Source organism: Rhodovulum sp. BSW8 (genome assembly GCF_003314725.1).
Classification (GTDB): domain Bacteria; phylum Pseudomonadota; class Alphaproteobacteria; order Rhodobacterales; family Rhodobacteraceae; genus Rhodovulum; species Rhodovulum visakhapatnamense.
On sequence record NZ_QNVX01000012.1, the window covers coordinates 102,694 to 128,482 of the forward strand.

Annotated in this window: 28 protein-coding genes; 8 read left to right on the forward strand and 20 right to left on the reverse strand. The window is 69.2% G+C overall.

Features of this window, described 5'->3' with window-relative positions; genetic code table 11:
* Positions 1-13: 13 nt before the first annotated feature.
* From ftsH to ruvC, 13 genes are all read right to left on the reverse strand, one after another.
* Entirely contained in the window at positions 14-1,924 is a 1,911-nt protein-coding gene (gene ftsH / locus DSD19_RS08800) for an ATP-dependent zinc metalloprotease FtsH (protein WP_075785435.1), read from the reverse strand.
* A gap of 78 nt (positions 1,925-2,002) precedes the next feature.
* Entirely contained in the window at positions 2,003-3,244 is a 1,242-nt protein-coding gene (gene tilS, locus DSD19_RS08805) for a tRNA lysidine(34) synthetase TilS (protein ID WP_243627841.1), read from the reverse strand.
* Positions 3,235-4,068 carry a tol-pal system protein YbgF gene (ybgF, locus tag DSD19_RS08810; RefSeq protein ID WP_113669401.1) on the reverse strand — a complete coding sequence of 278 codons (834 nt, stop codon included), beginning with the start codon at positions 4,066-4,068 and terminating at the stop codon, positions 3,235-3,237. The genes tilS and ybgF overlap by 10 nt, the downstream gene beginning before the upstream one ends.
* 13 nt (positions 4,069-4,081) lie before the next feature.
* Complete coding sequence (pal, locus tag DSD19_RS08815) at positions 4,082-4,591, reverse strand: peptidoglycan-associated lipoprotein Pal (protein ID WP_075785434.1); 510 nt, start codon at positions 4,589-4,591, stop codon at positions 4,082-4,084.
* A 100-nt stretch (positions 4,592-4,691) separates the two neighbouring features.
* Positions 4,692-6,017 (reverse strand): Tol-Pal system beta propeller repeat protein TolB, encoded by a 1,326-nt coding sequence (gene tolB, locus DSD19_RS08820; RefSeq protein WP_165828091.1) that lies wholly within the window; start codon positions 6,015-6,017, stop codon positions 4,692-4,694.
* Entirely contained in the window at positions 6,017-7,198 is a 1,182-nt protein-coding gene (locus DSD19_RS08825; protein ID WP_113669304.1) for an energy transducer TonB, read from the reverse strand. Before DSD19_RS08825 ends, tolB begins: the two co-directional genes overlap by 1 nt.
* Before the next feature lie 9 nt (positions 7,199-7,207).
* Positions 7,208-7,684, reverse strand: a complete 477-nt coding sequence (gene tolR / locus DSD19_RS08830; protein WP_075785432.1) for a protein TolR — start codon at positions 7,682-7,684, stop codon at positions 7,208-7,210.
* A gap of 3 nt (positions 7,685-7,687) precedes the next feature.
* Positions 7,688-8,383 (reverse strand): protein TolQ, encoded by a 696-nt coding sequence (gene tolQ / locus DSD19_RS08835; protein ID WP_075785431.1) that lies wholly within the window; start codon positions 8,381-8,383, stop codon positions 7,688-7,690.
* 107 nt (positions 8,384-8,490) lie between these two features.
* Positions 8,491-8,886 carry a tol-pal system-associated acyl-CoA thioesterase gene (ybgC, locus tag DSD19_RS08840; protein WP_113669305.1) on the reverse strand — a complete coding sequence of 132 codons (396 nt, stop codon included), beginning with the start codon at positions 8,884-8,886 and terminating at the stop codon, positions 8,491-8,493.
* Entirely contained in the window at positions 8,883-9,545 is a 663-nt protein-coding gene (locus DSD19_RS08845; RefSeq protein WP_075785429.1) for a hypothetical protein, read from the reverse strand. The genes ybgC and DSD19_RS08845 overlap by 4 nt, the downstream gene beginning before the upstream one ends.
* A gap of 72 nt (positions 9,546-9,617) precedes the next feature.
* On the reverse strand, positions 9,618-10,661 hold the full coding sequence (gene ruvB / locus DSD19_RS08850; protein WP_075785428.1) for a Holliday junction branch migration DNA helicase RuvB: 1,044 nt from the start codon (positions 10,659-10,661) through the stop codon (positions 9,618-9,620).
* Between the two features lie 11 nt (positions 10,662-10,672).
* On the reverse strand, positions 10,673-11,350 hold the full coding sequence (ruvA, locus tag DSD19_RS08855) for a Holliday junction branch migration protein RuvA (protein WP_113669306.1): 678 nt from the start codon (positions 11,348-11,350) through the stop codon (positions 10,673-10,675).
* Positions 11,347-11,853 carry a crossover junction endodeoxyribonuclease RuvC gene (gene ruvC / locus DSD19_RS08860; protein WP_075785426.1) on the reverse strand — a complete coding sequence of 169 codons (507 nt, stop codon included), beginning with the start codon at positions 11,851-11,853 and terminating at the stop codon, positions 11,347-11,349. The genes ruvA and ruvC overlap by 4 nt, the downstream gene beginning before the upstream one ends.
* A gap of 322 nt (positions 11,854-12,175) precedes the next feature.
* Here ruvC and DSD19_RS08865 point away from each other — a divergent pair, with 322 nt between their 5' ends.
* Positions 12,176-12,379: a DUF1127 domain-containing protein gene (locus DSD19_RS08865; protein WP_113669307.1), complete on the forward strand. Its 204-nt coding sequence runs from the start codon at positions 12,176-12,178 to the stop codon at positions 12,377-12,379.
* 45 nt (positions 12,380-12,424) lie between these two features.
* Here the strand turns inward: DSD19_RS08865 and DSD19_RS08870 are convergent, their stop codons facing one another.
* The 5 genes from DSD19_RS08870 to DSD19_RS08890 all read right to left on the reverse strand — a co-directional run bounded on the left by DSD19_RS08870 (position 12,425) and on the right by DSD19_RS08890 (position 16,142).
* Positions 12,425-12,778, reverse strand: coding sequence for a hypothetical protein (locus tag DSD19_RS08870; protein WP_113669308.1), 354 nt, complete (start codon positions 12,776-12,778; stop codon positions 12,425-12,427).
* 62 nt (positions 12,779-12,840) lie between these two features.
* Entirely contained in the window at positions 12,841-13,719 is an 879-nt protein-coding gene (locus DSD19_RS08875; protein ID WP_075785423.1) for a 50S ribosomal protein L11 methyltransferase, read from the reverse strand.
* 56 nt (positions 13,720-13,775) lie between these two features.
* On the reverse strand, positions 13,776-14,333 hold the full coding sequence (locus DSD19_RS08880; protein WP_113669309.1) for an AAA family ATPase: 558 nt from the start codon (positions 14,331-14,333) through the stop codon (positions 13,776-13,778).
* Positions 14,334-14,359: 26 nt separating this feature from the next.
* Entirely contained in the window at positions 14,360-15,010 is a 651-nt protein-coding gene (gene msrA, locus DSD19_RS08885) for a peptide-methionine (S)-S-oxide reductase MsrA (protein WP_113669310.1), read from the reverse strand.
* Between the two features lie 109 nt (positions 15,011-15,119).
* Positions 15,120-16,142 carry a YeiH family protein gene (locus tag DSD19_RS08890; RefSeq protein WP_113669311.1) on the reverse strand — a complete coding sequence of 341 codons (1,023 nt, stop codon included), beginning with the start codon at positions 16,140-16,142 and terminating at the stop codon, positions 15,120-15,122.
* A 123-nt stretch (positions 16,143-16,265) separates the two neighbouring features.
* On the opposite strand from DSD19_RS08890, the gene DSD19_RS08895 reads away from it, so the two are divergent.
* Complete coding sequence (locus DSD19_RS08895; protein WP_113669312.1) at positions 16,266-17,156, forward strand: LysR substrate-binding domain-containing protein; 891 nt, start codon at positions 16,266-16,268, stop codon at positions 17,154-17,156.
* 2 nt (positions 17,157-17,158) lie between these two features.
* Here DSD19_RS08895 and DSD19_RS08900 read toward each other — a convergent pair whose 3' ends face one another.
* A complete protein-coding gene (locus DSD19_RS08900; protein ID WP_243627855.1) occupies positions 17,159-18,316 on the reverse strand; it encodes an MFS transporter in 1,158 nt (385 codons plus the stop codon).
* Positions 18,317-18,539: 223 nt separating this feature from the next.
* On the opposite strand from DSD19_RS08900, the gene DSD19_RS08905 reads away from it, so the two are divergent.
* Positions 18,540-19,604, forward strand: coding sequence for a YeeE/YedE family protein (locus DSD19_RS08905; RefSeq protein ID WP_113669314.1), 1,065 nt, complete (start codon positions 18,540-18,542; stop codon positions 19,602-19,604).
* A gap of 3 nt (positions 19,605-19,607) precedes the next feature.
* Here DSD19_RS08905 and DSD19_RS08910 read toward each other — a convergent pair whose 3' ends face one another.
* Positions 19,608-21,797 (reverse strand): primosomal protein N', encoded by a 2,190-nt coding sequence (locus DSD19_RS08910; protein ID WP_113669315.1) that lies wholly within the window; start codon positions 21,795-21,797, stop codon positions 19,608-19,610.
* Between the two features lie 90 nt (positions 21,798-21,887).
* Here DSD19_RS08910 and fsa point away from each other — a divergent pair, with 90 nt between their 5' ends.
* The 5 genes from fsa (at position 21,888) to DSD19_RS08930 (ending at position 25,761) form a co-directional block, all read left to right on the forward strand.
* Positions 21,888-22,541, forward strand: a complete 654-nt coding sequence (fsa, locus tag DSD19_RS08915; protein WP_113669316.1) for a fructose-6-phosphate aldolase — start codon at positions 21,888-21,890, stop codon at positions 22,539-22,541.
* A gap of 47 nt (positions 22,542-22,588) precedes the next feature.
* Positions 22,589-23,296 carry a DUF484 family protein gene (locus DSD19_RS08920; protein ID WP_075785414.1) on the forward strand — a complete coding sequence of 236 codons (708 nt, stop codon included), beginning with the start codon at positions 22,589-22,591 and terminating at the stop codon, positions 23,294-23,296.
* Positions 23,293-24,216, forward strand: a complete 924-nt coding sequence (locus tag DSD19_RS08925; protein ID WP_113669317.1) for a tyrosine recombinase XerC — start codon at positions 23,293-23,295, stop codon at positions 24,214-24,216. The genes DSD19_RS08920 and DSD19_RS08925 overlap by 4 nt, the downstream gene beginning before the upstream one ends.
* Positions 24,217-24,377: 161 nt before the next feature.
* Positions 24,378-24,809, forward strand: a complete 432-nt coding sequence (locus DSD19_RS21770; RefSeq protein WP_075785412.1) for a hypothetical protein — start codon at positions 24,378-24,380, stop codon at positions 24,807-24,809.
* 271 nt (positions 24,810-25,080) lie between these two features.
* Positions 25,081-25,761 (forward strand): hypothetical protein, encoded by a 681-nt coding sequence (locus tag DSD19_RS08930; protein ID WP_113669318.1) that lies wholly within the window; start codon positions 25,081-25,083, stop codon positions 25,759-25,761.
* Positions 25,762-25,789: the final 28 nt, after the last annotated feature.

A 25,789-nucleotide genomic window follows, 5' to 3' on the forward strand; every position in this document is an offset into this window, starting at 1 on the left:
AAGCCGTGAGGGCTCACGCCTGCGGCTCGGGTTCAAAGCCCGACTTGGGCCGGGGCTTGGTCTTCGGGATCGCCGTGACCGAGGGCGTGTCGCCGCCTGTCGAGGACGGCGTGTCGTCATCGCCCCGGTTCAGCGGCTCGCCCGCGATCACCTTGGCGATCTCGCTGCCGGTGAGGGTTTCGTATTCCAGAAGCCCCTGGGCCAGCCGTTCGAGATCTTCGCGCTTTTCGGTCAGGATGCGCTTGGCGGTCTGATAGCCTTCGTCGACCAGCGCCTTGACCTTGTCGTCGATGATCTTCTGGGTCGCGGTCGAATGCTTCGGCCCGCTGTTATAGGACCCCAGATAGCTGTCCTGCTCGTTGGCATAATCGACATAGCCCAACTCGTCGTCAAAGCCGAACTGCGTGACCATCGCCCGGGCGATCCGGGTCGCCTGCTGAATGTCCGAGGACGCGCCCGAGGTCACGTTCTCCTTGCCGAAGATCAGCTCTTCGGCCACGCGCCCGCCCATCGCCATCGCGATCTTGGACTTGTACTTGGTGTAGCTGACCGACAGCTGGTCGCGTTCGGGCAGGCTGAGCACCAGACCCAACGCGCGGCCGCGCGGGATGATCGTGGCCTTGTGGATCGGGTCGTGCTGCGGGACATTGAGACCGACGATGGCATGACCGCCCTCGTGATAGGCGGTCAGCTTCTTCTCGTCCTCGGTCATGACCATGGACCGCCGCTCGGCGCCCATCATGACCTTGTCCTTGGCGTTCTCGAAATCTTCCATCGTCACGAAACGCCGACCGACGCGCGCGGCCATCAGAGCCGCTTCGTTGACGAGGTTCGCGAGATCCGCGCCCGAAAAGCCCGGCGTGCCGCGCGCGATGATGCGCAGATCCACATCGGGGCCCAGCGGCACCTTGCGGGCATGAACGCCCAGGATCTTCTCGCGGCCCTTGATGTCGGGGTTCGGCACCTGCACCTGGCGGTCGAACCGGCCGGGACGCAACAGCGCAGGGTCCAGCACGTCGGGGCGGTTGGTGGCCGCGACGATGATGATGCCCTCGTTGGCCTCGAAGCCGTCCATCTCGACCAGAAGCTGGTTCAGCGTCTGTTCGCGTTCGTCATTGCCGCCGCCATAGCCCACGCCGCGCGACCGGCCCACGGCGTCGATTTCGTCGATGAAGACGATGCAGGGGGCGTTCTTCTTGGCCTGTTCGAACATGTCGCGCACACGGCTGGCGCCGACGCCCACGAACATTTCCACGAAGTCCGAGCCCGAGATGGTGAAGAAGGGCACACCTGCCTCGCCGGCGATGGCGCGCGCGAGCAGCGTCTTGCCGGTGCCGGGCGGGCCGACCAGCAGCGCGCCTTTCGGGATCTTGCCGCCGAGACGGCTGAACTTCTGCGGGTTGCGCAGGAATTCGACGATCTCTTCCAGCTCTTCCTTGGCCTCGTCGATGCCCGCCACGTCGTCGAAGGTGACGCGGCCATGCTTTTCGGTCAGAAGCTTGGCCTTGGACTTGCCGAAGCCCATCGCGCCGCCGCGCCCGCCGCCCTGCATGCGGTTCATCAGGAAGATCCAGATGCCGATCAGGATGATGAAGGGCAGAAGCGTGCCGATATAGGCCAGAAGCCCGTTCTGTTCCTGCGGCTCGGCGCGGACATCGACGTTCTTGGCCAGCAATTGCTCGGTCACGTCGGTGCCGCGCGGCACGATTGCGGTGACGGTGGAGCCGTCGGACTCGCGGATCACCGCGCGCTCGCCGTCCAGCGTGACGCTGGAAACCTCGCCCGCATCGACATTGCGCAGGAACTCGGAATAGCTGATGGTGTGCGAGGACATCGTCCCCTGCCCGCCGCTGAACAGATTGAACAGGGCCAGGATCAGCAGGAACAGGACGACCCAGAAGGCGATTTGTCGCGCGTTGCCCAAGGCGTACTCCTTGAATTTCGGTCCGCCGGGCGAAGGGCTCCCGGCCATTGGCCTAAGATAGCGATTGAGGCCGCATGTTCAATGCGAGAGTAGCCGGGTCCTGAAAGGACGGTTTACCGTCGCGGTCCAGTCCGTTCCGTGTCCGGCCAGAGGCGCGGCCACCAGGGTTCCGCCGCGCCAGACCGCGGGCGAGGCCAAAAGCGAGCTTCGTGGCAGCCCGGTCGCGCGCCAGTCGGGGCACAGCGCAAGCCCCGCCTCGCCCAGCGCCCGGATCTCTTCGCCCCCCGTAGCCGGCCCCGCGAGGCGCCAGCGCCCGTCCCACAGCGTACCGATAGGCGCGGACAGCCCCGCCACCGCGGCTAGCTCGCGCCCGATCCGAAGCAGCCCGGCCTCGCGGATCAGAAGACAGCCCTGCAGCGTGGTGCGCGGCGCGATCTCGAGACGGGCAAGTGTGGCGGCCAGCGCCCCGGCCCGGGGCGGGTAGTCGGCGCCCGAAACCCAGGCCAGCGCGCCCAACAACAGCCGCCGCCCGATCTCGGCGGGAAGGGCCACGCGGGCGGCCTCGTCCAGCACCACATCGCCCGCCTCCTCCACAGCGATCCGCGCGGCGGCCTCGGCGGTGCAGGCGTCAAGGGCGGCACGGGCCGAACCCAGCCGGGCGGCCGTCGCCGCCAGCCCCTCGGCGTCGATCCCCAGCGGGGCCAGCAGCGCCAGCGCCTGCCGCACCCGGACCCGGTCGAAGCGCGGGTCGTCATTCGAGGGATCCTCGGCCCAGCTCTGCCCGCGCTCGGTCAGAAAGGCGCGCAGATCGGCGCGCGGGATATCGAGGAAGGGGCGCAGCCAGGTGACGCCCAGCGCCTGCCGTTCGGTCGCCATCGCCGCCAGCCCGTCGACCCCGGCACCGCGCGCAAGCCGCATCAGCACGGTTTCGGCCTGGTCGTCGCGAGTATGGGCAAGCGCGACGCGGTCGATGCCCCGCGCCAGGGCCCAGTCCGCGATCAGCCGCATCCGCGCGCGCCGCGCGGCATCCTGCAGGTTGCCGCGGCCGTCCCAGCCCTGCCAGACAAGTGTGCTGTGGGGGACCCCGAGGCGCGCGCAGATCGCGGCCACGCTCCGCGCCTCGTCGGCCGCCTCGGGGCGGAGCCCGTGATCGACGGTGACAGCCAGGACCGGCGGACCCGAGGGCCGCGCCGCCGTCGCCGCCAGCAGAAGTGCCAGCGAATCCCCGCCGCCCGAGACCGCGACGGCCAGCGGCGCCGCGCCGGGACAGGCCCGGCCCAGCGCCGCCTGCAGCGCCGCGGCGCCCGGGCTCAGTTGCACCCGGCCGAGGCCATCGCAGCCCCCGCCTGCTGCGCCTCGCCCGAGCCCGAAAAGCGCGTCCGCACCTCGCCAAGCGTCACGCAGGCTTCACGGGTCTGGCCCAGGTCCTTGAGCGCAAGCCCAAGCTTCAGAAGGGCCGCAGAGGCGCGCGGCCCCGAAGGGCTGCCCGAGAAGCTTTCCAGATAAGCGCGCGCGGCCTGCGAGGTGTCGCCCGAGGCCGACAGCGCCTCGCCACGCAGGAACTGCGCCTCGCCCGCCAGCGGGCTGCCCGGATAGGTGTCGCCGAACCGGGCGAAGATCTCGGCTGCCTGGGCGTTCTGACCGGCCTCGAGCGCGGCCTTGCCGGCGTCGAAATCGGCACGCTCGCCAATGGCCAGTTCCATCCCGTCGGCCGCGTCCGGCGCCGGCGTGATCATCGGGGCGGGCGCGGCCGAGACCGACCCGCCGCCCAGCGTCGAGGTCTGACCAAGCTTCGAGACGTCGCCGCCCTCAAGCTCGACCAGCCGGAATTCCAGATCGCCGATCCGGCGGGTGCCGTCATCGACAACCGTCTGGATGCGGTGTTCCAGTTCCTCGGTCTTCGAGGTCAGACGCTGCAGCTGTTCCTCGATCGCGTCGAGCCGCTGCAGGGCCGAGCCGCCCCCGGCCGAGCCCATGGCCCCGCCGGTGGTCGACAGCTCGCGCCTGAGCCCCTGCACCGAGACATTCAGCACCGTCAGTTCCTGGCGGATATCCGCCAGGGTTTCGTCGCGCGACTGGGCGGAGGCGGGCCCGCCCGCCGCCAGCCCCAGAGCCACCGTCAGGGCAAGCGCCGCAATCCGCATCATCGCGTCCTCCTCAGAACCCCGCGCCCGCGGCCAGCACGGTCACCGCGCGCCGGTTCTTGGCATAGCAGGATTCCTCCGAACAGATCGCGATCGGGCGTTCCTTGCCGTAGGTCACGGTCTGCAGCCGGTTCGGCGAGACGCCGCGCGAGACCAGGTATTCCTTGACCGCATTGGCGCGGCGGGCGCCCAGCGCAAGGTTGTATTCGCGGGTGCCCTGTTCGTCGGCATGGCCCTCGATGGTGGCCGAATAGGCGGTGTTCTGGTTCATCCAGTTGGCCTGGCCGTCCAGCGTGACGGTTGCGTCGGGCGAAAGGGTGCTCTGGTCGACCAGGAACAGCACGCGGTCGCCGATGGTCTGGTTGAAATAGGCCACCGAGGTCGGGTCGCTGGGCGAGCCATTGGCGCCATAGGCCCCTCCGGCGCCCCCGGCGCCACTGGCCGACCCGAAGCGGTCGGCATTCGAACAGGCAGACACGGCAAGCGCCGTCATCAGCAGGATCGACGTGGTAATGCGGGTCATTCAGGAAATCCTTTTTTCGGATCGTCGCCGGCAAGGCCATCCTACCAGCGGCATTGGATGAGGGAAACGCGCCCGGGGCTCCGGGCGCGTCTTTCGGGTCTCAGGGTTGAAGCGGAGACCAGGACGGGTCGGAGCCCTGTCCCTGATAAGGGACCTTGCGCAGGTTCCGCCCGGTGATGTCGACGGTGTAAAGCCCCGGCGCCCCGGCCGCGCCGGCGGTTTCGCGGGTGAACATGATCACCCGGCCGTTCGGCGCCCAGGTCGGGCCCTCGTCGAGGAAGGACGCGGTCAGCAGGCGTTCCTCGGACCCGTCGGTCCGCATCACGCCGATATGGAACCGGCCCTGATTCTGCTTGGTGAAGGCGATGTAATCGCCACGCGGCGACCAGACCGGAGTGCCATAGCGCCCCTGCCCGAACGAGATCCGGCGCGGCTCGCCGCCATTCGCTGGCATCACGTAAAGCTGCTGCGTGCCCGAGCGGTCGGACTCGAACACGATCTGGCTGCCATCGGGCGAAAAGCTGGGCGCGGTCTCGATCGAGGGCGCGTCGGTCAGCCTGCTGCGGCGACCCGATTGCAGGTCAAGCTCGTAAAGGTCGGTATTGCCCCCCTGGGACAGCGAGAACTGCACCCGCCGGCCGTCGGGGGCAAAGCGCGGCGCGAAGGTCATGGTGCCGGGCTGATCGTCCAGCACCCGGCGCTGGCCGGTGGCCACGTCCAGCAGGTAGATCCGGGGAAAGCCGCTTTCATAGCTGGTATAAAGTACGCGGTCGCCCGTGGGCGAGAAACGCGGCGCGATCACGATGGAATTGGCGTCGGTCAGCGCCTGCATGTTGGCGCCGTCGTAATCCATGATCGCCAGTTGCTTGGCGCGTTCGTTCTTGGGGCCGCGCTCGGCCACGAAGACGACGCGGCTGTCGAAATAGCCGCCCTCGCCGGTGATCCGCGCATAGACCTGGTCGGCCACCTTGTGGGCCACCCGGCGCCAGCTGCCGGTCGCGCCGCCGAATTGCAGCCCGTCGCCCAGCGGCGCCTGCGCATAGACGTCGTACAGCCGGAACTTGACGCTGAGCCGCCCCGAGCCGTCGACGCTGACCGCGCCGGTGATCAGCGCCTGGGCGTTGATCGCCTTCCAGTCGGCATATTGCACCGGGCTGGCAAAGCTCGTGACCGTCGACAGGAAAGCCTCGCGCGGGATCTCGCGAAAGAGCCCGGTGCCTTCCAGATCGGCCGCGATCACGCGGGTGATGTTCTGCGCATATTCGGCGGCGGCCGCGTTTTCGGCCACGAATTCGGGCACGGCGAAGGGCAAGGGCTCGATCACCCCTTCGTCGATCACGATCCTCAGCGGACCGTTCTGAGCCTGCGCCGGCAGCGCGGCATGTCCAAGGACCAGCGCCAGGATTGCGGTCAGAAGGCGCAGCATCATCGAATCCTCATCTTTCCGGGGTCGAAGGTCATCTCGATCTGACGCCACTGGTCGTATTTCTCGACCGGCAGCGGGAAACCCGACGACCCGCACATCACTATGGCGCGGCGCGCCGATTCGTAGGTCTGGCGTGCGGCGGATTCCGATCCGCCGGTCCAGAAAATCATCCGGATCGACCCGATATTGGGCTTTCCGGTCTCTTCCATGTCCACGCCGAGAACGACCGAGGTCTGCATCGCCTCGGTCGAGAGCGAACCGACGTTCCAGCAGCGCGAGACCGACACGCGCAGCGCATCGCGTTCGCCCGCGGTCAGGGGCGGGCCGCTGGCCGCGCGCCCGGCCCCGCCGGTGCCCTCGGGGGCGGCGGCGGGCTCCGACAGCGCATCGGCAACGGCGCCCGCGACGGCATCGGCCAGGCTGTCCTCTTCCGAGGCGGTCTCGGCGGGGGCATCGGGCTCTGCCGGGGCCTGAGGTGCGGCGGCGGTCTCTGCGGGCGGCGGGGTCTCGCGCGGGGGCGCTGCGGGCCGGTTCGGGCGGTTCCGGGGCCGGGGCGACGAGGCCATGGCCAGCCCGGTCTCGGGCCGTTCCTCGGCCTCGGTCACGGTCTGGGTGGCGGCCTCTTCGGGCGCGGCCTCGTCGGCCTCGGGCGTGGGCCGCTCGGCGGCCGGATCGGGGCGGGTGGCCTCGGACGGCTGCTCGGCCACGACCGCGTCCTCGGGCGGCGGCGCCGAAGGTTCCGGCGCGATCCGGGTCGAGGGGCGCGGCGGCGCGGTATCGGTCACCGGCGCCTCGGGGGCTTCGGGGATCTCGGGCGCCTCGGGCGCGGTCACGGTCTCTGCCACATCGGCCTCGGCGGGCGGCTCCAGCGCCTCGGGCGCGGTGTCGGGCTCGGCCGCGGCCTGCGGCGGGGGCGGTTCGGGACGCTGGGGGCGCGCCTCGGGCGCGGGTGCGGGACGCGGCGAGCGCGGCAGCGACGGGGCCTCCGGCGCGTCGACCTCCTGCGACGGCGTCGGCGCCGCGGCCGGAGCCGTCAGCGCCGCGAACTCGTCGCCGGACAGGATCGTCACGTCGGTCACCTCCATCGGCTTCGGCGGCGGGGCGTCGAACAGCCCGGACAGCATCACCCAGGCGATCAGACCCAGATGCGCGCCCCCCGAGATATAGGTCCCGGTGTTCATGTTGCGGCCCTACTCGCTCCGCCCGTCGAGGGTCGGCCCGCCGGTATCGGTCACCAGACCGATATTGCGGAAGCCCGCGGAATTGAGCGCGCCCATCACCTGCACCACACGTTCATAGGGGATGGCGCCGTCGGCACGCAGATAGACCTTGTCGTCCTCGCGCTCGGCGGCCACCGCCTTCAGTTTCGGGATCAACGCGTCCGAGGCCACCTCGGTTTCCTGCAAAACGATCTTGCCGTCCGCGGTCAGCGTGACGGTCAGGGGAGCCTCCTGTTCGGAGGGCAGCGCGCTGGCGGCGGTCTTGGGCAATTCGACCGGTACGCCCGCGGTCAGCATGGGCGCCGCGACCATGAAGATGATCAGCAGCACCAGCATCACGTCGACCATGGGCGTGACGTTGATTTCGGACATCGCCGCGGGATGGCGGCGGTGGCCGCGCACCCGCCGTCCACCCGAGCTTTTGCGAGGGGTCAGGCTGCCACCCATGGCTCAGGCGTCCAGCTGGCGCGACAGGATGGTCGAGAATTCGTCGGCAAAGGATTCATAGCCCCCGCCCAGCCGGTCGCTGTCTGCCGACAGCTTGTTGTAGAAGATCACGGCCGGGATGGCGGCCAGCAGCCCCAGCGCGGTCGCCACCAGCGCCTCGGCGATGCCGGGCGCCACCACGGCGAGGTTGGTGTTCTGCTGCAGCGCGATCTGTTCGAAGGCGTGCTTGATGCCCCAGACCGTGCCGAAGAGCCCGACGAAGGGCGCGGTCGAGCCCACCGTCGCAAGGAACGACAGCCCGGCATTCAGGCTGTCGGTTTCCTTGGCGATGGCCACGTCCATCGACCGGTCGATCCGGGCGGCGGCGCCCGCGATCAGCTTGCCGTCCTGACGGTGGCTGCGGCGCCATTCCATCATGCCCGCGGCAAATATCCGTTCCGGCGCGGCCTGCGGTTCGGGGCCGATCTTGTCGAACAGCTCGTCCAGCGGCTCGCCCGACCAGAATTCCTCGTCGAAGCGCGCGGCCTCGGCCCGGGCCTTCCGGTAGGTGATGATCTTCTGGATGATGATCGACCACGACCAGAACGAGGCCACGATCAGCAACAGCATCACCAGCTTGACCGTGATGGTCGCGCGCAAGAAAAGGGCGAGCAAGGAGAAGTCAATCTCCTGCGCCATCGCAAGGGTATCGGTATCCATTCTGCCTGCTCGTTGGAAAGGGCCGGTTCGTCCGGCCCGCGTTACACCGGACGCTAGCGCGTTTTAAGGGGGATTGCCAACACAACCGCGTCAGCGCGGGGCCTCGCCTACCCGGTTTCGAGGCTTCGGCGAAACTCTGCCGGAAGCCGCGCCGGTCGCCCCTCGGGACCCAGCGCAGCCAGCGTCACCCGGGCCTCGAACAACCGCGTGTCGCCACGCAGAACCGCCTGATCCAGCACCAGCCGCGCGGCCGTCGCCCGCACCAGATCGGTCTCGACCGTCAGCAGGTCGTCGAACTTCGCCGGGCTCAGATAATCGGCCTCGACCCGGCGCACCGCGAAGACGATGCCGGTTTCGGCCTTCAGCCGCACCTGATCAAGCCCGATCCCGCGCACCCATTCCGACCGGCCGCGTTCTATGAACTTGAGGTAATTGGCATAATAGACGATGCCGGCAAGGTCGGTGTCCTCGTAATAGACGCGGACGGCAAAGCGGTGGGTCATGTATCCTGCGCGAGTGTCTGCCCGAGTGTCTGCCCGAGTGTCCGGCCGATCCGGGCGGCGAGGCGCAGCGCGTGGCTGGCATCCCGGGCGACCGTCGGCATCGCCGGGTCATAGCCTGCCCGGATGACCGCCGCAATCTCCGGTCGCAACACCAGCGTACCGCCCGGCATGCGGGCCAGCGGGCTGCGCTCGGCGAAGGCGGTGTCGGACCACAGCAGGATCGTCTGGACCATCTGGTTGAGCGCGATCGATTCCGCCGGAACCCGGGCCAGATCCGCATCCATCCGCACGAAGACGAAGGCGGCGCGGATCGCGCCATCCTCGTCGAAGCGGAAAAACCGGTACTGGTTTGCGCCCGCCGCCTGCAACCGGCCGACCCGGCGCACCAGATCGGGCACCAGCCGGTCGAGATGGGGCACCCGGACCAGCTCCAGCCAGTTCTCGAAGAAGAAGACGATGAGGTTGGACCCGAGGTCCGGGTCGGTTTCGGTCAGTTGGTGCCCGGCCAGCGAAACCACCGCCTCGCAGGCGCCCTTGAAGGTCGCCAGCGTCGCGTCGTCGACCCCGAAAACCACCGGCGCGATGGGCCGTCCCCAGCGCGCGAACAGATAGTCGCCCTCGGAGCGGGTAAAGAGCGCGGTCACCTCCTCGGGGGTCATCTCGGTCTCCTTTCGGCATCTGTCGCGGCCGCCGTCGTCAGGAACGCAAGACGGGGCGGCAGCCGGGGCCCGTCAGGCGCCTTCGTCGAACAGGTCGGTCTGGGCGGTTTGCCCGGCCGGGCGCGGCGCCGCAAGACCCAGATGCGTCCAGGCCTTCTGCGCCAGCATCCGGCCGCGCGGCGTCCGCTGGATCAGCCCCTGTTGCAGGAGATAGGGCTCGATCACTTCTTCCAAGGCGTCGCGCGATTCCGATAACGCGGCCGAGAGCGTTTCGATGCCGACCGGGCCGCCGCCATAGTTCTCGGCAATGAGCCTGAGATAGCGCCGGTCGGCGCCGTCGAGCCCGACCGCATCGACCTCCATCCGGGTCAGCGCATGGTCGGCCACCTTGCGGGTGATGCGCCCGTCGCCCTCGACCAGCGCGAAATCGACGACCCGGCGCAACAGCCGCCCGGCGATCCGGGGGGTGCCCCGGGCGCGGCGCGCGATCTCGCGGATGCCCTCGGGATCGGCGGGAATGCCCAGCAGGCGCGAGCCGCGCGCCACGATCTCTTCCAGTTCGGGCACGGTATAGAATTGCAGCCGGACCGGAATGCCGAACCGGTCGCGCAGGGGCGTCGTCAGCAGGCCCAGCCGAGTGGTCGCGCCGACCAGCGTGAAAGGCTGCAGCTCGATCCGGACGGTGCGCGCGGCCGGACCCTCGCCGATCACCAGATCGAGCTCGAAATCCTCCATCGCCGGGTAGAGGATCTCCTCGACGACGGGAGACAGCCGGTGGATCTCGTCGATGAACAGCACATCGCGCTTTTCCAGATTGGTCAGGATCGCCGCAAGGTCCCCGGCCTTGGCCAGCACCGGCCCCGAGGTCATGCGGAAATTCACCCCAAGCTCGCGCGCGACGATCTGCGCCAGCGTGGTCTTGCCCAGCCCCGGCGGCCCGTGGAACAGCGCATGGTCCATCGCCTCGCCGCGCTGGCGCGCGCTTTGCAGGAAGACCCGCAGATTGGCCCGCGCCTCGGCCTGGCCGATGAAGGCGTCAAGCGTCTCGGGGCGCAGCGCGCGGTCGGAATCCTCGGGGCGCGCCTCGGGGCGCAGCATGGGGTCGGGTTCGGTCATTCAGTCAGCCTTCAGTCCGCCTTGGGGGCCAGCAGCTTCAGCGCCGCGCGGATCAGCGTCTTGGTGTCGGCCCCGGGGGTCTCGCCCGCGGCCCGCGCCACCGCCTGGGCGGCTTCGGACGGAGCATAGCCGAGATTGCCCAGCGCCGACAGGGCATCGGCCTGCGCCGAAACCGACGTCGAAACCGGGGCCTGCGGGCGCGTCGCGGGCGTCGGCGCTGCGGGGCCGGGCTCGATCACCGCCCCGGCCGCGGGCTCGGGCGCCAGGCGGCCGCCCAGCGCCATCACCGCGGGGGCCTTGTCCTTCAACTCGTTGACCACGCGCTGGGCGATCTTGGGGCCGACGCCGGGCGCGGCCTTGATCGCGCCCCAGTCGCCCAGCGCGATGGCCCGGCCGACGCCCTCGGCCCCAAGCGTGCCGAGGATCGCCATCGAGGCCTTCGCCCCGATCCCCTGCACCCCCATCAAAAGCCGGTGCCATTCGCGGTCATGCAGCGTCGGAAAGCCGTAAAGCTGCAACAGATCCTCGCGGACCAGCAGGTCGGTATAAAGCGCGACCGCCTCGCCCGGCCCCGGCAGCCCCATCAGGGTGCGGTCCGAGACATGCACGACATAGCCCACGCCGCCGACATCGATCATCACCTGATCGGCGCCCTTGTGGATCAGCCGTCCGGCCAGCCGCCCGATCATGCGCCCGCCCGGGCCAGCGCCGCCGCCAGCCGCGCGCCCCCCGCCAGATGGTGGGCGTGACACAGCGCGATGGCCAGCGCATCGGCGGCATCGGCCCCGGCGATCTCGATGCCGGGAAATTGCAGCCGCACCATATGGTCGATCTGGCGCTTGTCGGCATGGCCGACCCCGACGATGGCTTTCTTGACCGCGTTGGGCGCGTATTCGCCGACTTCGAGCCCGGCCTGCGCCGGCACCAGCAGCGCGATGCCCCGCGCCTGCCCCAGCTTCAGCGTGCCGGCCGCGTCTCGGTTGACGAAGGTCTGTTCGACCGCCGCCGCCTCGGGGGCGTAGCGGGCAACGATCTCGGTCAGCTGGATGTGCAGCGACAAAAGCCGCTCGGCCAGGGTCTCGCCCGAGGAGTGGCAGATGCCGTTCGCGATGTGACCGAGTCGGCTGCCCCGCTGGTCGATCACCCCCCAACCGGTGTTCCGAAGGCCCGGGTCGATGCCCAAGACACGCATGGCTGCCCCATTTCTTGTGGCTTTTCGGACGCAGTAGCACGAAAAGCGAACATCGGCCAGACGGAATGCGGCCGGGCGGTTTCATGCCCCATCGCGGCACCGGCCGCGCCCGCAGTCCGGAAACGGCCTCTGGAGGTCGGAAAGCGACCAGACGGGGAAGCGGTTTTTCCCATTTATGACGGGGAATTGGCCGCCCGTTTCCGACATGCGCCCAGCGCATGCGACGCATGCATAATTGCCCGCTTGCGCACCACATTCCGGACGAATAGCTGCGCTTTTATGCGGTCGACGAACGACCAGCAGCGACGGAAGGACCTTCACGATGGCCATGTTCGAACTCTCGCATCCGCAACCGGCCGGCCTGCTGGCGACGGCCCCGCGTTTGGGTTTTGTCACCACCCTTGTCGCCCGGGTTCAGGCCTGGGACGAATTGCGCCGCACGCGCAAGGCGCTGTCGCGGCTGAGCGATCGGGAACTCGACGATATCGGCCTCTGCCGCGGCGACATCGACACCCTTCTGCGGTGAGATCGGCGCGCCCTGCGCCAAGGGAACGGATCAGGTCGGCGGCGGTCAGCGCCCCCGGCCGAGCAAAGCCGAGACCCCGCGCGCGACCCAGCCCGTCGCCGGGTCGACCCGCATGACGGCAGCCGCCGCACGCTCGACCGGCGTGCGGCTTTCGGCCTGGGCCAGACGCTCGGCATAGGCCGGGGCGCCGATCTGGACGAGGATACCCACCTTCACCAGCGTGACCGTCGCGGCCATGACGCCAAGCGACCGCCACAGCGGAAGATTCAAGGCATGGCGCGGCCGTCGCAGCGCGGCCATTCGGGATGTGTCAGCGGTCTCGAAAGCGCGGCCCGAGCGGTGCATCTCGGCCACCCGCTGCAACCGGTTTTGGAAGTCGCGATATTGGGGATCCTGCATCGCCCTCTCCCGCATCGGCCAAGTTCGGCCATGATGCCGGGAGAAAGCGGCAATATTGCGGCTCAGGCCCTGCGCTTCAGGACACAAAGCGTGGTCCAGTCGCCGATCTGTTCCGCCCCCTCCAGTTCGAGACCCGAGGCCGCGTAGGCTGCGGCCACCTCCTCGGCCTGCTCGTTCAGCAGCCCCGACAGGATCGCGATCCCGCCCGGCGCCAGTTGCGCCGCGATGTCGGGCGCCAACGCGATCAGCGGCGCCTTGAGGATATTGGCGAAGATCAGCCCGTAGGGCGCCGCGGCTGCCAGCTCGGGATGCTCGAACCCCGCCGCCTCGATGCAGCGGATGCGCCCCGCCAGCCCGTTCGCCGCCACATTGGCCTCGGCGACCTCGACCGCCACCGGGTCGATGTCGGAGGCGAGGATCGGCACCTGCCACAGATGCGCCGCCGCCATCGCCAGAACGGCCGTGCCGCAGCCGATATCGGCCACGGCACCGGGGGCCAGCCCGGCCTCGGCCAACCGGTCGACCGCGCGCAGGCACCCCAGCGTGGTGCCGTGATGCCCGGTGCCGAAGGCCATCGAGGCCTCGATCAGCAGCGGCACCGGCCCCTCGGGCACGCGGTCGGCATCGTGACTGCCATAAAGGAAGAACCGCCCGGCCTGAACCGGCGCCAGATCGCGCCGGACCTTGGCGACCCAGTCGGTCTCGGGCACCTCGGACACGGTGAAGGGCCGCGCCCCGTGCACCATCGCCAAAAGCGCCAGCCCGGCCTCGTCGGGGGCCTCGGTGAAGAAGGCGCCCAGTTCCCACAGGCCCGAGCCGTCCTCGATCTCGAAGACGCCGACGCCGATGGGTTCGGGGTCCATCCGCGACTCGATGGCCTCGGCCAGAGCGTCGGCGGCCGCTTTCGCGGTCAGCGTGGTCAGCGCGGAATAGGTGGGCATCGGGGCGGCCTTTCGGATGGGCTGGGATCAGGTGGGCTGGGATCAGGGCCCAGCGCCTAGGCCGCGCCGACGGTCTGGTCAAGCGCCTCGATCACCCGGTCGGCCAGCAGGTCGGGCGCGACCGAGGAGTCGAGCCGGATCACCGGACAGGGCAATTCCTCGAGCCAGAGCTCGTGCTTGACCCGGCTGCGGCCGGTGAAATCGGGACTGTCATAGCCCATCGCGTAGTCGATGAAGGCCCGATAGGCATGGGCCATGGCGCCTCCGGGCTGGATCGCGGCACCATGGCGCTGGCGCTCGCGCCGCCGCAGGCGCGCCAGCCGCAAGGCAGGCGACACGGTCAGGAACACCACATGGGTGAAGCGCGGGATCAGCGCATCGCCCCAGCCGCCCAGCGAGCCTGTCAGGATCCAGTCGGAACGCGGCACGAACAGCGCCTGCATCAGCGCGACGCGCTCGGCCTGAGACCGCTTGGCCGCGAAGGGGGGATCGGAGGGCCGCCAGTAGAAATCGTCGCTGTCGAAGACCTGAGAGGCCAGCCGCGTGGCCAGCACACGCCCAAGCGTCGAACAGCCCGCGCCGCTGGCTCCGGTGATGTGAATGCGCGTGCCCACTTTCCTCTCGGATCAGGCCTCTCGGATCAGGCGCCTGTTCCCCCCGGACAGCTTACGCCCGTGCCCCCGAGCCCGCAATAGCCGCCCGGGTTCTTGGACAGGTACTGCTGATGATAGCCTTCGGCGTAGAAGAAGGGCGGCGCCTCGCGGATCTCGGTGGTGATGGCGCGGTGGCCCGCCGCCTTCAGCCGCGCCTGATAGGCCGCGAGGCTGGCCTCGGCCGCCGCCTTCTGGTCGGGCGTGTGGACATAGATCGCAGACCGGTACTGGGTGCCGCGATCATTGCCCTGACGCATGCCCTGGGTCGGGTCGTGCCCTTCCCAGAAGGTGCGGAGCAGACGGTCGAGCGAAATCTCGGCCGGATCGTAGACCACGCGCACCACCTCGGCATGGCCGGTGCGGCCGGTGCAGATCTCTTCATAGGTGGGGTTCGGCGTAAAGCCGCCCGCATAGCCCGCCGCCGTGATCCAGACGCCCGGCAGCTTCCAGAACAGCCGCTCGACACCCCAGAAACAGCCCATGCCGAAGACGATCTCCTGCATTCCCTCGGGAACCGGCGCCTGCAGCGGCCGCCCGAAGACGTGATGGGTCTCGGCGGTGGCGATCGGCTCGGGACGGCCTTTCAAAGCCTCGTCCTCGCGCACCATATCGGTCTTTCGGCCCAGAAGGGAAAACATGCTCGCACCTCCGTTCTTTTGCACCACAGACGATATAGGCGGCCCGCGACGGCCGCCTATGGGGCAGATCTGGAATTGAAGGAATTTTGAACGGATCGCGGGTTTGACGCTAAAGCAGAACCACCAGCGCGAGCGCAAGGCCCGCCACGAAGACCGAGGCCGCCGCCCCCAGCAGCAACGGGCGCAGGCCCTTTTGCAGGAGCTTGCGAATATCGGTTTCCAGCCCCATCGCCGCCAGTGCCACGGTCAGCAGGAACGAAGCCGTCAGGGCCAGCCCGTGCTGCGCCGCCTCGGGCAGATCGAGCACCGAGTTGACCCCGACCATGGCCAGGAACCCGACCACGAACCAGGGCATCGGCGCGGCGCCGTCGGCGGGGGCATGGCCGCGCCACCGGCCGACCCGGGCCAGCGCCAGGATCAGCGGGGCCAGCAAGATCACCCGGCTCAGCTTGGCCACCGTCCCCGCCTGCCCCGCCGCATCGCCCAGCGCGAAGGAGGCGCCAACGACCTGCGCCACCTCGTGGATCGAGGCCCCCGCCCAAAGCCCGTAGGCCTGAGGCGTCAGATGCAAGGCGGTCCCGATCAGCGGAAAGCTCAGCATCGCCGCCGATCCGAAGACGGTGACGCAGGCGATGGCATAGGCCACATCCTCGTCCGACCCGCGCGTGACCGTGTTGCAGGCCAGCACCGCCGAGGCGCCGCAGACCGAGGTGCCCGCCGCGATCAGCTCGCCCAGCCGCCGCTGGACCCCCAGAAGCCGCGCCATCGCCTTGGTGAAGAGGAAGGTCGAACAAAGCGTCACCGCCACGATCCCAAGCCCCACCGGCCCGACCGCCGCCAGCTGGCCCAGCGTCAGCTGGACCCCCAACAGCACGATGGCCAGCCGCAGCAGCCGTTTCAGCGAGAAGGCGATGCCCGGGGCGGCCAGCGGCACCGGGCCGATCCCGTTGCGGATCGCCATGCCCATGACCATCGCCAGCACCAGCGGGCTGAGCGCGGGGATGCCCAGCGCGCGGTGCAGCCCCAGTGCCACCAGCGCCAGCCCCCCGGTCAGCGCGAGCCCGGGCAAAAGCCCGGCGCGGTCGATCCGGGCCAGCCCGCGCGGGGCGCTGTCGAGGGGGGTGTCGGTCATGGGTCTGCCTTTCCGTTGCCGTGGGCGGCAGGCTGGACCGGCACAACCGTTTTATCCAACGGATTGTTTGGATGCTTTCGTTCGATTTTGCTAATCTATCAGCGTGCCTGTAAGACCGATGCCATGACCCTCGAGCAGATCCGCATCTTCCTGGCCGTCGCTGAACGCCAGCATGTGACCCGCGCCGCCGAGGCGCTGAACCTGACCCAGTCGGCGGTGTCGTCGGCGGTGGCGGCGCTGGAGGCGCGGCACCGGGTCCGGCTTTTCGACCGGGTCGGGCGTCGGATCGCGCTGACCGAGGCCGGGCGGCGCTTCATGGACACCGCCCGCGCCCTGCTGGCCGAAAGCGAGGCGGCCGAGCTGATGCTGGCCGATCTGGGCCAGACCATGCAGGGTCGGCTGCGGATCTGGGCCAGCCAGACCGTCGGGTCCTACTGGCTGCCGCCCCGGCTGGCGGCGCTGCATGAAACCCATCCCGGCGTCGCGATCTCGTTGAAGATCGGCAACAGCGCCCAGGTCGCCCGGGCGGTGGCCGAGGGGACCGCCGATCTGGGCTTTGTCGAGGGCGAGGTCGATGCCCCCGACCTGCTGACCCGGGTGGTCGACCGCGACGCGCTGGCGCTGGTGACCCGTAGGGGCCACCGGCTCGCGACCGGTCCCGCCCCCGACCGCGCCGCCTATCTGGCGCAGGACTGGGTCGTGCGCGAACCGGGCTCGGGCACCCGCGCGGCCTTCGAGGATCATCTGGCGGCGATGGGGCTGAGGCTGGCCGATCTGAGCCTCGCGATGGAACTGCCGTCGAACGAGGCGATCCTCGCGGTGGTCGCCGAAAGCGATTATGCCAGTTTCCTCTCGGCGGGCGCGCTCGCCGCCCATGTCCCGGCCGGGATCTCGTTTCGCGAGGTGGACTGGACGGCACGGCCTGAACGGGCCTTTTCGGTCCTGATCCACCCCCGGCGTTATCGCAGCCGCGCGGTCGAGGCGCTGTTGACCCGGATCGGCGACGCCCGATGACGCTATTCGGCGGCCGCCGGGGCGAGGCGGGCCAAGACCGTCTCGTTGCCCGGGGAGGGATGGCGCGGGATCATCAAAGCCAGCACCAGCGAGGTTGCCGCCATGCCCGCCGCCAGCAGGAACACGCCCCCCGGCGAGGTCACCCAGAGATAGCCAAGCGCCGCGGGCAGGAAGACCGCCGCGATATGGTTGATGGTGAAGGCCACGGCCGCGGTCGGGGCGATGTCGCCCGGATCGGCGATCTTCTGGAAATAGGTCTTCAGCGCGAAGGCCAGCGCGAAGAACATGTGGTCGATCACGTAAAGCGTGGCGGCCAGCACCACGCCCCAGCCCAGATAGTAGATCCCGCCATAGGCCAGGAAGACGCAGATCAGCCCGGCATATTCGAAGACCAGCGCCGGCCGCTCGCCCCAGCGCGCGACCGCCTTGCCCATCAGCGGTGCGAAAGCCATGTTGGCCAGGAAGTTGATCAGGAACAGCGCGGTGACCTCGTTCACCTCGAAGCCGAAGCGTTCGACCATCATGAAGGCGGCAAAGACCGTGAAGATCTGTCGCCGCGCCCCCGACATGAATTGCAGCAGGTAGTAAAGCCAGTAGCGCCGCCGCAGGATCAGCCGCTTGACCTGCGGGTTCGGCGCCTCGAATTGCGGATAGGCCAGGAGACAGAACAGCGCCACGACGGCCGTGAACCCGCCCGAGGCGAGATAGACGAAATTGTAGGACAGATCGAAGGTCTTCCAGGTGACGACCAGCAGCCCATAGGCCAGAAGCGCCGCCGCCGACCCCGCCGCCATCAGCCAACCCAGGGTTTGCGGCGCCTTGTCCTTCTCGATCCATTGCAGCTGCAGCGACTGGTTCACCGTCTCGTAGTAGTGGAACCCGATCGAGCTCAGCATGGTGATCGTGAGAATGCCGCCCAGCGAAGGGAACCAGGCAGTGACCGCCGTCGCCGCCCCCAGAAGAAGCAGCGACACGACCCCCAGCACCTGTTCGCGCATGAACAGGATCAGCGCGATCACCCCGATCGCCAGAAAGCCCGGCACCTCGCGCACGGTGTGCAGCCAGCCGATCTCGACCCCGGTGAAGCCCGCGGCCTCGATGACGAAATTGTTCAGAAGCGCCGACCAGGTGGCGAAGGCCACCGGCATAGCGAAGGCCATCACGAACAGAAGCGACACCGGCCGCCGCCAGAGCGGCAGCGTGCCGGCGGCATCGAGGCGGAGGGGGGAAAAACGCAAGGTCATCGTTTCCCCATATCCCTGAAATCCCGGTCTGGCGAGACGATTCCGGTCCCGTCCCGCGGGCCGTAAAGGGCTGACCCAGATCAAGGCAGGCCGGGCCGGGCCGGGGCAGAACCCTTGCCCAGGGAGAGAGGAGATCTGCATGGATATCGTCCAGCTGGTGGAGCGCATCGGCGAGGGACCGACAGCTGCACTGTTCGGCCTGATCGCCGGGGGGATTTTCGGGGTCGCGGCGCAGCGCTCGGCCTTTTGCCTGCGCGCGGCGGCGGTCGAGGTCGCGCGTGGCCAGCTTGGCGCCCGGCTGGCGGTCTGGCTTCTGTGCTTCTCGACCGCGCTGGTCTGGGTCCAGGCGGCCGAGCTGTCGGGCCTGATGCGGTCGGGGGATGCGCGGATCATGGCGGTACCGGGCTCGTGGTCGGGGGCGATCGCGGGGGGTCTTCTTTTCGGCATCGGCATGGTGCTGGCGCGAGGCTGCGCCGGACGGATGCTGGTGCTGGCCGCGACCGGCAACCTGCGCTCGGTCGTCTCGGGGCTGATCTTCGCCGTGGTCGGGCAGATGAGCCTGCATGGCTGGCTCGCGCCCTTGCGCGACCGGATCGCGGGGCTTTGGGTCACGGCGGGCGGGCGCAACAGCGATCTGCTGGGCGGGTTCGGCCTGCCGCGCGAAAGCGGGCTGGGGCTTGGCCTGATGATCGCGGTGCTGGCGCTGTATCTGGCGCGGCGCAACCGGATCTCGTTCCGCAAGCTTGTCTTCGGGGCCGGGGTGGGCTTTGCCGTGGCGGTCGGCTGGGTGCTGACCTTCGGGCTCTCGCAGGTCGCCTTCGATCCGGTGCAGGTCCAGAGCCTGACCTTCACCGGCCCCTCGGCCAACACGCTGATGTTCTTCCTCGAACGCCCGGCGGTCCTGCAATTCGACATCGGGCTGGTGCCGGGCGTGTTCCTGGGGGCCTTCGCCGCCGCCTGGGTCGGGGGCGATCTGCGGCTGCAGGGCTTCGAATCCGAGGTCAACATGCGCAAGGCGATGATCGGCGCGGCGCTGATGGGCTTCGGGGGGATGCTGGCGGGCGGGTGTTCCATCGGGGCGGGCGTGACCGGGGCCTCGATCTTCGCGGGGACCGCCTGGCTCGCGCTGTTCAGCATGTGGCTCGGCGCGATGGCGACCGATTACCTGATCGACCAGCCGCACGGCGCCGCGCGCCCGGTCTGAGCCTCACATGAAGCTTTGCGGGTCGATATCGACCGCAAGCCGCAGGTTCGGCGGCAGCTTGACCGGCGCGATCCAGTCGGCGATTGCGGCCTGCAGCGGCACGCCCTTCGGTGCCTTGACCAGCAGCCGGACCCGGTGGCGGCCGCGAATGCGCGCGACCGGCGCGGGCGCCGGGCCGAAGACCTGCGCCCCCACCCGCCTGAGCGCGCCGTCATTGCGCGCAAGCCACGTGCCCAGATCGAAGGCGGGTTTCGCCTCGGGCGCCGAGAGGATGATCCCCGCCATCCGTCCATAGGGCGGCATCCCGGCCGCGCGGCGTTCCTCGGCCTCGGCGCGCCAGAAGCCCTCCTCGTCGCCGGTCAGGATCGCCCGGATCACCGGATGCTCGGGCTGATAGGTCTGCAACAGCGCCAGCCCCCGCTCGGCCCCGCGCCCGGCCCGCCCCGCGACCTGGCGCATCAGCTGGAAGGTGCGCTCGGCCGCGCGCAGGTCCGAGCCCTGCAGGCCCAGATCGGCATCGATCACGCCGACCAGCGTCAGCAGCGGAAAGTTGTGGCCCTTGGCGACCAGCTGGGTGCCGATGATGATATCGGCCTCGCCCCCCGCGATGGCCTCGATCTGGGCCTTGAGCGCGCGGGCGGACCCGAACAGGTCGGACGACAGCACCGCGACCCGCGCCTCGGGGAACAGCGCCACCGCCTCTTCGGCCAGCCGCTCGACCCCGGGGCCGACCGGCGCCAGCTTGCCCGAGACCCCGCAGGAGGGGCAGGTCTCGGGAATGGGCTTCGTCTCGCCGCATTGGTGGCAGACCAGCCGCTGCTGGAAGCGATGCTCGACCATCCGCGCGTCGCAATGATCGCAGCCGATCATGTGGCCGCAGGCGCGGCAGACCGTCAGCGGCGCATAGCCCCGCCGGTTCAGGAACAGAAGCGACTGCCGCGAGGCCCCGAGCCGCGCCCGAACCTCGGCTTCGAGCGCGGGCGAGATCCAGCGCCCGGGTGCCGTGTCTTCGGCGCGCATGTCGATGGCGGCCATCTCGGGCAGGGTCGCGGTGCCGAACCGCGCCGCCAGATCGAGCCGCGCGTATTTTCCCGCATCGGCATTGGCCCAGCTTTCCAGCGAGGGCGTGGCCGAGGCCAGCACCACCTGCGCCGAACAAAGCGAGGCCCGCAGCACCGCCATGTCGCGCGCATTGTAGAGAACCCCCTCTTCCTGCTTGTAGGAGCTGTCGTGCTCCTCATCGACAACGATGAGACCAAGATCCTGAAACGGCAGGAACAGCGCCGAGCGCGCGCCCACCACAAGCTGCGCGGCGCCCTCGCCCGCCATCCGCCACAGCCTGCGCCGCTCGACCGAGGTCACGCCCGAATGCCATTCGGCGGGGCGCGCGCCGAAACGGGCCTCGACCCGGGTCAGGAACTCGGCGGTCAGTGCGATCTCGGGCAGAAGCACAAGCGCCTGGCGGCCCTGCCGCAGGCAGGCGGCAACGGCCTCGAGATAGACCTCGGTCTTGCCCGAACCGGTCACGCCCTTCAGAAGCGTCGTGCCATAGCCCCCCGAGGCAATCCCCGCGCACAGCGCCTGCGCGGCCGCAGCCTGATCCTCGGCCAGCGCCTTGCCGGGCCGCGCAGGATCGAGCCGGGGATAGGGCCGGTCGCGCGGCAGATCCTCTTCCAGCACCGCGCCCGAGGGCACCAGCCCCTTGACCACCCCGGCCGAAACCCCTGCCTCGGCCGCCAGTTCCGACAAGGTGAAGGACAGCCCGCCGAAGGCCTCCAGCACCTCCAGCACGCGGGCGCGCGGCGGGGTCATCCGGTCGGGCTGGCCCTCGCCCCGGCGGTAAACCCTAAGCGCGCCCGGCGCCTCGCCCAAGCCCGGCGTCCGGGTGGCAAGCCGCAGCATCAACGACAAGGGCGTCAGCGTGTAGTCGGCCGCCCGGGTCAGAAAGGCCCGCATCTCGTCCCGCATCGGGACGGCGTCCAGAACGCGGCCGACCCGGCGCAGTTTCGCGGCATCGAAGCCGCCCTCGCCCGGCCCCCAGACCACCCCCATCACCCGGCGCGGGCCCAGCGGCACCTCGACATAATCGCCAAGCCCGCAGCCCCCCTCGGGCGCGAGATAGTCGAGCACCCGGCCCAGCGGCTGCGCGGTCAGCACGCCCACCCGCGCCCCTTCGGGAAAAACCTCCCTCATGGCGTCGTCCCGCCCGGCCGGGGTTTCGGCCCGGCCCCGCATCGGCTATCACCGGCGCGACCGATTGCAGCAAGGCCCGGGGAGGCTTTCATGAAATTCTTCGTCGATACCGCCGATATCGAGGCAATCCGCGAACTCCACGATCTGGGGATCGTGGATGGCGTGACCACCAACCCCTCGCTGATCCTGAAATCGGGCCGCGACATCCTCGAGGTCACGAAAGAGATCTGCGACCTGGTCGACGGCCCGGTCTCGGCCGAGGTGGTGGCGACCGGCGCCGATGCCATGATCGAGGAAGGCCGCAAGCTGGCGCAGATCGCGTCGAACATCGCGGTCAAGGTGCCGCTGACCTGGGACGGGCTGAAGGCCTGCAAGACGCTTTCCGGCGAAGGGCACATGGTCAATGTCACGCTGTGTTTTTCCGCCGCGCAGGCGATCCTTGCCGCCAAGGCCGGTGCCACCTTCGTCTCGCCCTTCATCGGGCGGCTTGACGACATCAACCTCGACGGTCTGGACCTGATCGCCGATATCCGCACGATCTACAACAACTACGACTACAAGACCGAGATCCTCGCGGCCTCGATCCGCTCGGTCAACCATATCAGCGAGGCCGCCAAGATCGGTGCCGATGTCGTGACCGCGCCGCCCGCGGTGCTGCAATCCATGGCCGCGCATCCGCTGACCGACAAGGGGCTCGCCGCATTCATGGCCGACTGGCAAAAAACGGGGCAGAAAATCCTCTGAGCCTGGTGTATCCTGCCTCAAAACACGACACATACGAGGCAGAAAACATGAGCAGCACCGCAGCGATAGCGGACGATCTTCGCGCGAGGATCATCAACGAGCCCAAGGTGATCCTCGACGACCCTGACGTGATGCGCGCCCTGGTCGCGGCCAATGACAAGATGATGGGCGCCAACATCGTCGATCTGCGCGGCATCGCGATGGAACGGCTCGAGGCGCGGCTCGACCGGCTGGAAGAGACCCACCGGTCGGTGATCGCCGCCGCCTACGAAAACCTCGCGGGCACCAACCAGATCCACCGCGCGGTGCTGCGCCTGCTGGAGGCGCCCGATTTCGAAACCCTGCTGGGGCTTCTGGACGACGATCTGGCCGCGATCCTGCGCGTCGATTGCGTGCGGCTGGTTCTGGAAACCGACGGCGACCGGGCAGAGACGGCGCTGGCCGCGCCCGGCGGCGCGGTGCGGGTGATGACTGCGGGATTTGCCCGGAGCTATGCCGGAAACGGCACCAGCCGGCCGCCGCGCCGAATCGTGCTGCGCCGCACCGGGCCGCATTGCGAGTCGATCTATGGCAGCCGCGCCGCCGAGCTGAGGTCCGAAGCGCTTTTGACGCTGGATCTGGGCGAGGCCCGGCTGCCCGCGCTGCTGGCACTGGGGTCGGCCGATCCGCAGCAGTTCACCCCCAATCAGGGCACCGACCTGATGGAGTTCTTCGCCGATGCCGTCGAAAGGGTGCTGCGGCGCTGGCTGGCATGAGCCTCGCGCTCAGCCCGGCGCTGCGCGACGCGCTCGAGGCCTGGCTGGCCGAGGAGCGCGCCATCGACGGCGCCTCCGAGGCCACGATCCGGGCCTATGCGACCGATCTGCGGGGCTTTCTGGCCTTTCTGGCCGAGTATGACGGCGAGCCCGCAGGCCCCGCGCGGCTGGCCAGGATCGAGCTGCGCGACCTGCGCGCCTGGATGGCACATGAACGCAGCCGCGGGCTGGGGCCGCGGTCGCTGGCGCGGGCGCTGTCGGCGGTCAAGGGCTTCTTTCGCTGGTTCGGCCGACGCGAAGGCTTCGAGCCGACCGCCGTGCTGTCGGTGCGCGCGCCGAAATTCACCCGCAAGCTGCCGCGCCCGCTGCCCGAGGACGCGGCCCGGGCGGTGATCGCCGATCTGGGCGACACCCCCGAGGTGCCCTGGATCGCCGCGCGCGACGCGGCGGTGGCGACGCTTCTATATGGCTCGGGGCTCCGGATCTCCGAGGCGCTGGGGCTCAGGGGCCGCGATGCCCCCCTGCCCGACGTGCTGCGGATTCGCGGCAAGGGCGGCAAGGAGCGGCTGGTTCCGGTCCTGCCGGCCGCGCGCGAGGCGGTCGCCGCCTATCTGGACCTCTGCCCGTTCGATCTTGTGCCCGACGGGCCTCTGTTTCGGGGCGCGCGCGGCGGGGCGCTGAACCCGCGGATGGTGGCCCGGGCGATGGAAGGCGCGCGCGCCCGGCTGGGCCTGCCCGCCTCGGCCACGCCGCATGCGCTTCGCCACAGTTTCGCCACACATCTGCTGGCGGCGGGGGGCGATCTCAGGACCATTCAGGAACTGCTGGGCCATGCCTCGCTGTCGACCACGCAGGCCTATACGGCTGTCGATACGGCACGGCTTCTGGACGTCTACGACGCGGCCCATCCGAAAGCCTGAGCGCCCGGATCGGGTCGCCCCCGGATCGAGGAAATTGTCGGCATATGCCAGCTTTCCGCCTCATTTGGTCCACCATTCGAGTGTTCAATGGCGGCAGCCGGAGCGTGTCCCCCCTCCCCCGACGCGGTCCCGCTCGATTGTGACTGCTGGAAAGGACAGCCATGAATATCTCGATGACCAGCTCGGCCCTGACCGGGCTTGGTGCGGCGCGGCAGGCCCCGCCGCCACCGCCACCGCCACAGGAGTCCTCCACCGCGTCCGCCAAGACCGAGGAGGAAACGCTTCTCAAGCTGCTCGAAGCCCAGGAAAGTGACGAAAGCGACGAGTCCGAGTCCTCTCTGGTCCTGACGACGACCGACGATACGTCGGAATCCGACAGCGGCACAGCGACCTCGGCCGCGCTGACTCTGCTGCAGGACGCCGCCGATCTGGCCGCGGACACGCCGCCGCCGCCGCCCAGCCAGACCGAATCGATCGTTCAGGGCGTTCTGTCCAGCCTGAGCGATACCGGTTCGTCGGCCGACCAGGCCTCGACCCAGGCCGAGGCGCTTTATACCGCGATGCAGCGGATGCTGACGGAAAAAGTTGCCTGACCGAGGCCGCGCCGTCATCTTTGTCCCACCGCCTGCCCCCTGGCTTGATGGCCGGGGGAATGTACCCGTCATGAGTCTCGGGATCACCCGAGGACCGTTTGCCCGACGGCCCATCGCGCGCCCGGGACCCTTCGGCCAGACGCTTTCAAATCCGGACAAATCCTGCGGAAAAACCAGCCCCGCCCGGGGCTTCCGCAGGGGGTCCGTTCAGGTTTGACCAACCTCTTCTTCCGAGCATGGGGCTCCACCTGTCTGCTCAGAAGGAGAGACCATGACCGCACCAATCGCAGGCGACTTCTCCGCCTGGGGCGTCGCTGCAGCACGCAAGGCGCTACATATCGATTCCCGCCAACAGGGGCCTGCCGCCTCCGGCCAGGCCCAGTCCGCAACGGACATCCTGAGCCAGATCGACAAGGACAAGGATGGCGGCCTGTCCTATGGCGAGGTCGCCAGCACCGGCCTCGCGAACCTGATCGACGCCAACGCCAAGTCGGATGTCGATACCAATGGCGATAGCCTTCTGTCGCTGTCCCAACCGGAAAAGCGCAGGGAAGACCTCGGAACTCCAGGCGCCACCGAGAACCTCGTGAAAAGCATGATGGAGCTCGAGACCGAGGCCGCAAAGTCTCCGGAAGAGGCCGCTGGCCCCTACGATCTGACGGGGAACAGCCAGCCTTCGACCCGGGACAGCGCCCTGAGCCGGATCGCGGACTTCCTCGATCCGGACAACCGGGCGGTGTCGGTCGGCGATGAGGACAAGGCGGCCGCCCGGTCGGACATTGCGGCCAACCGCCAGACGCCGCCGCCGGATTCGACCACCGGGCTGCTGCAGAGCGAGTTCCAGACCGACAGCTCGTTCGACCGGTCGGTCTTCAAGGACCAGTTGGCGCTGCAGACCGGCGTTGCCACCTTCCAGAACACCAAGGCGCTGTTCTCGGGGGCCGCTGCCTGATCCGGCGACAAGGATGGGGGCCGGGTCG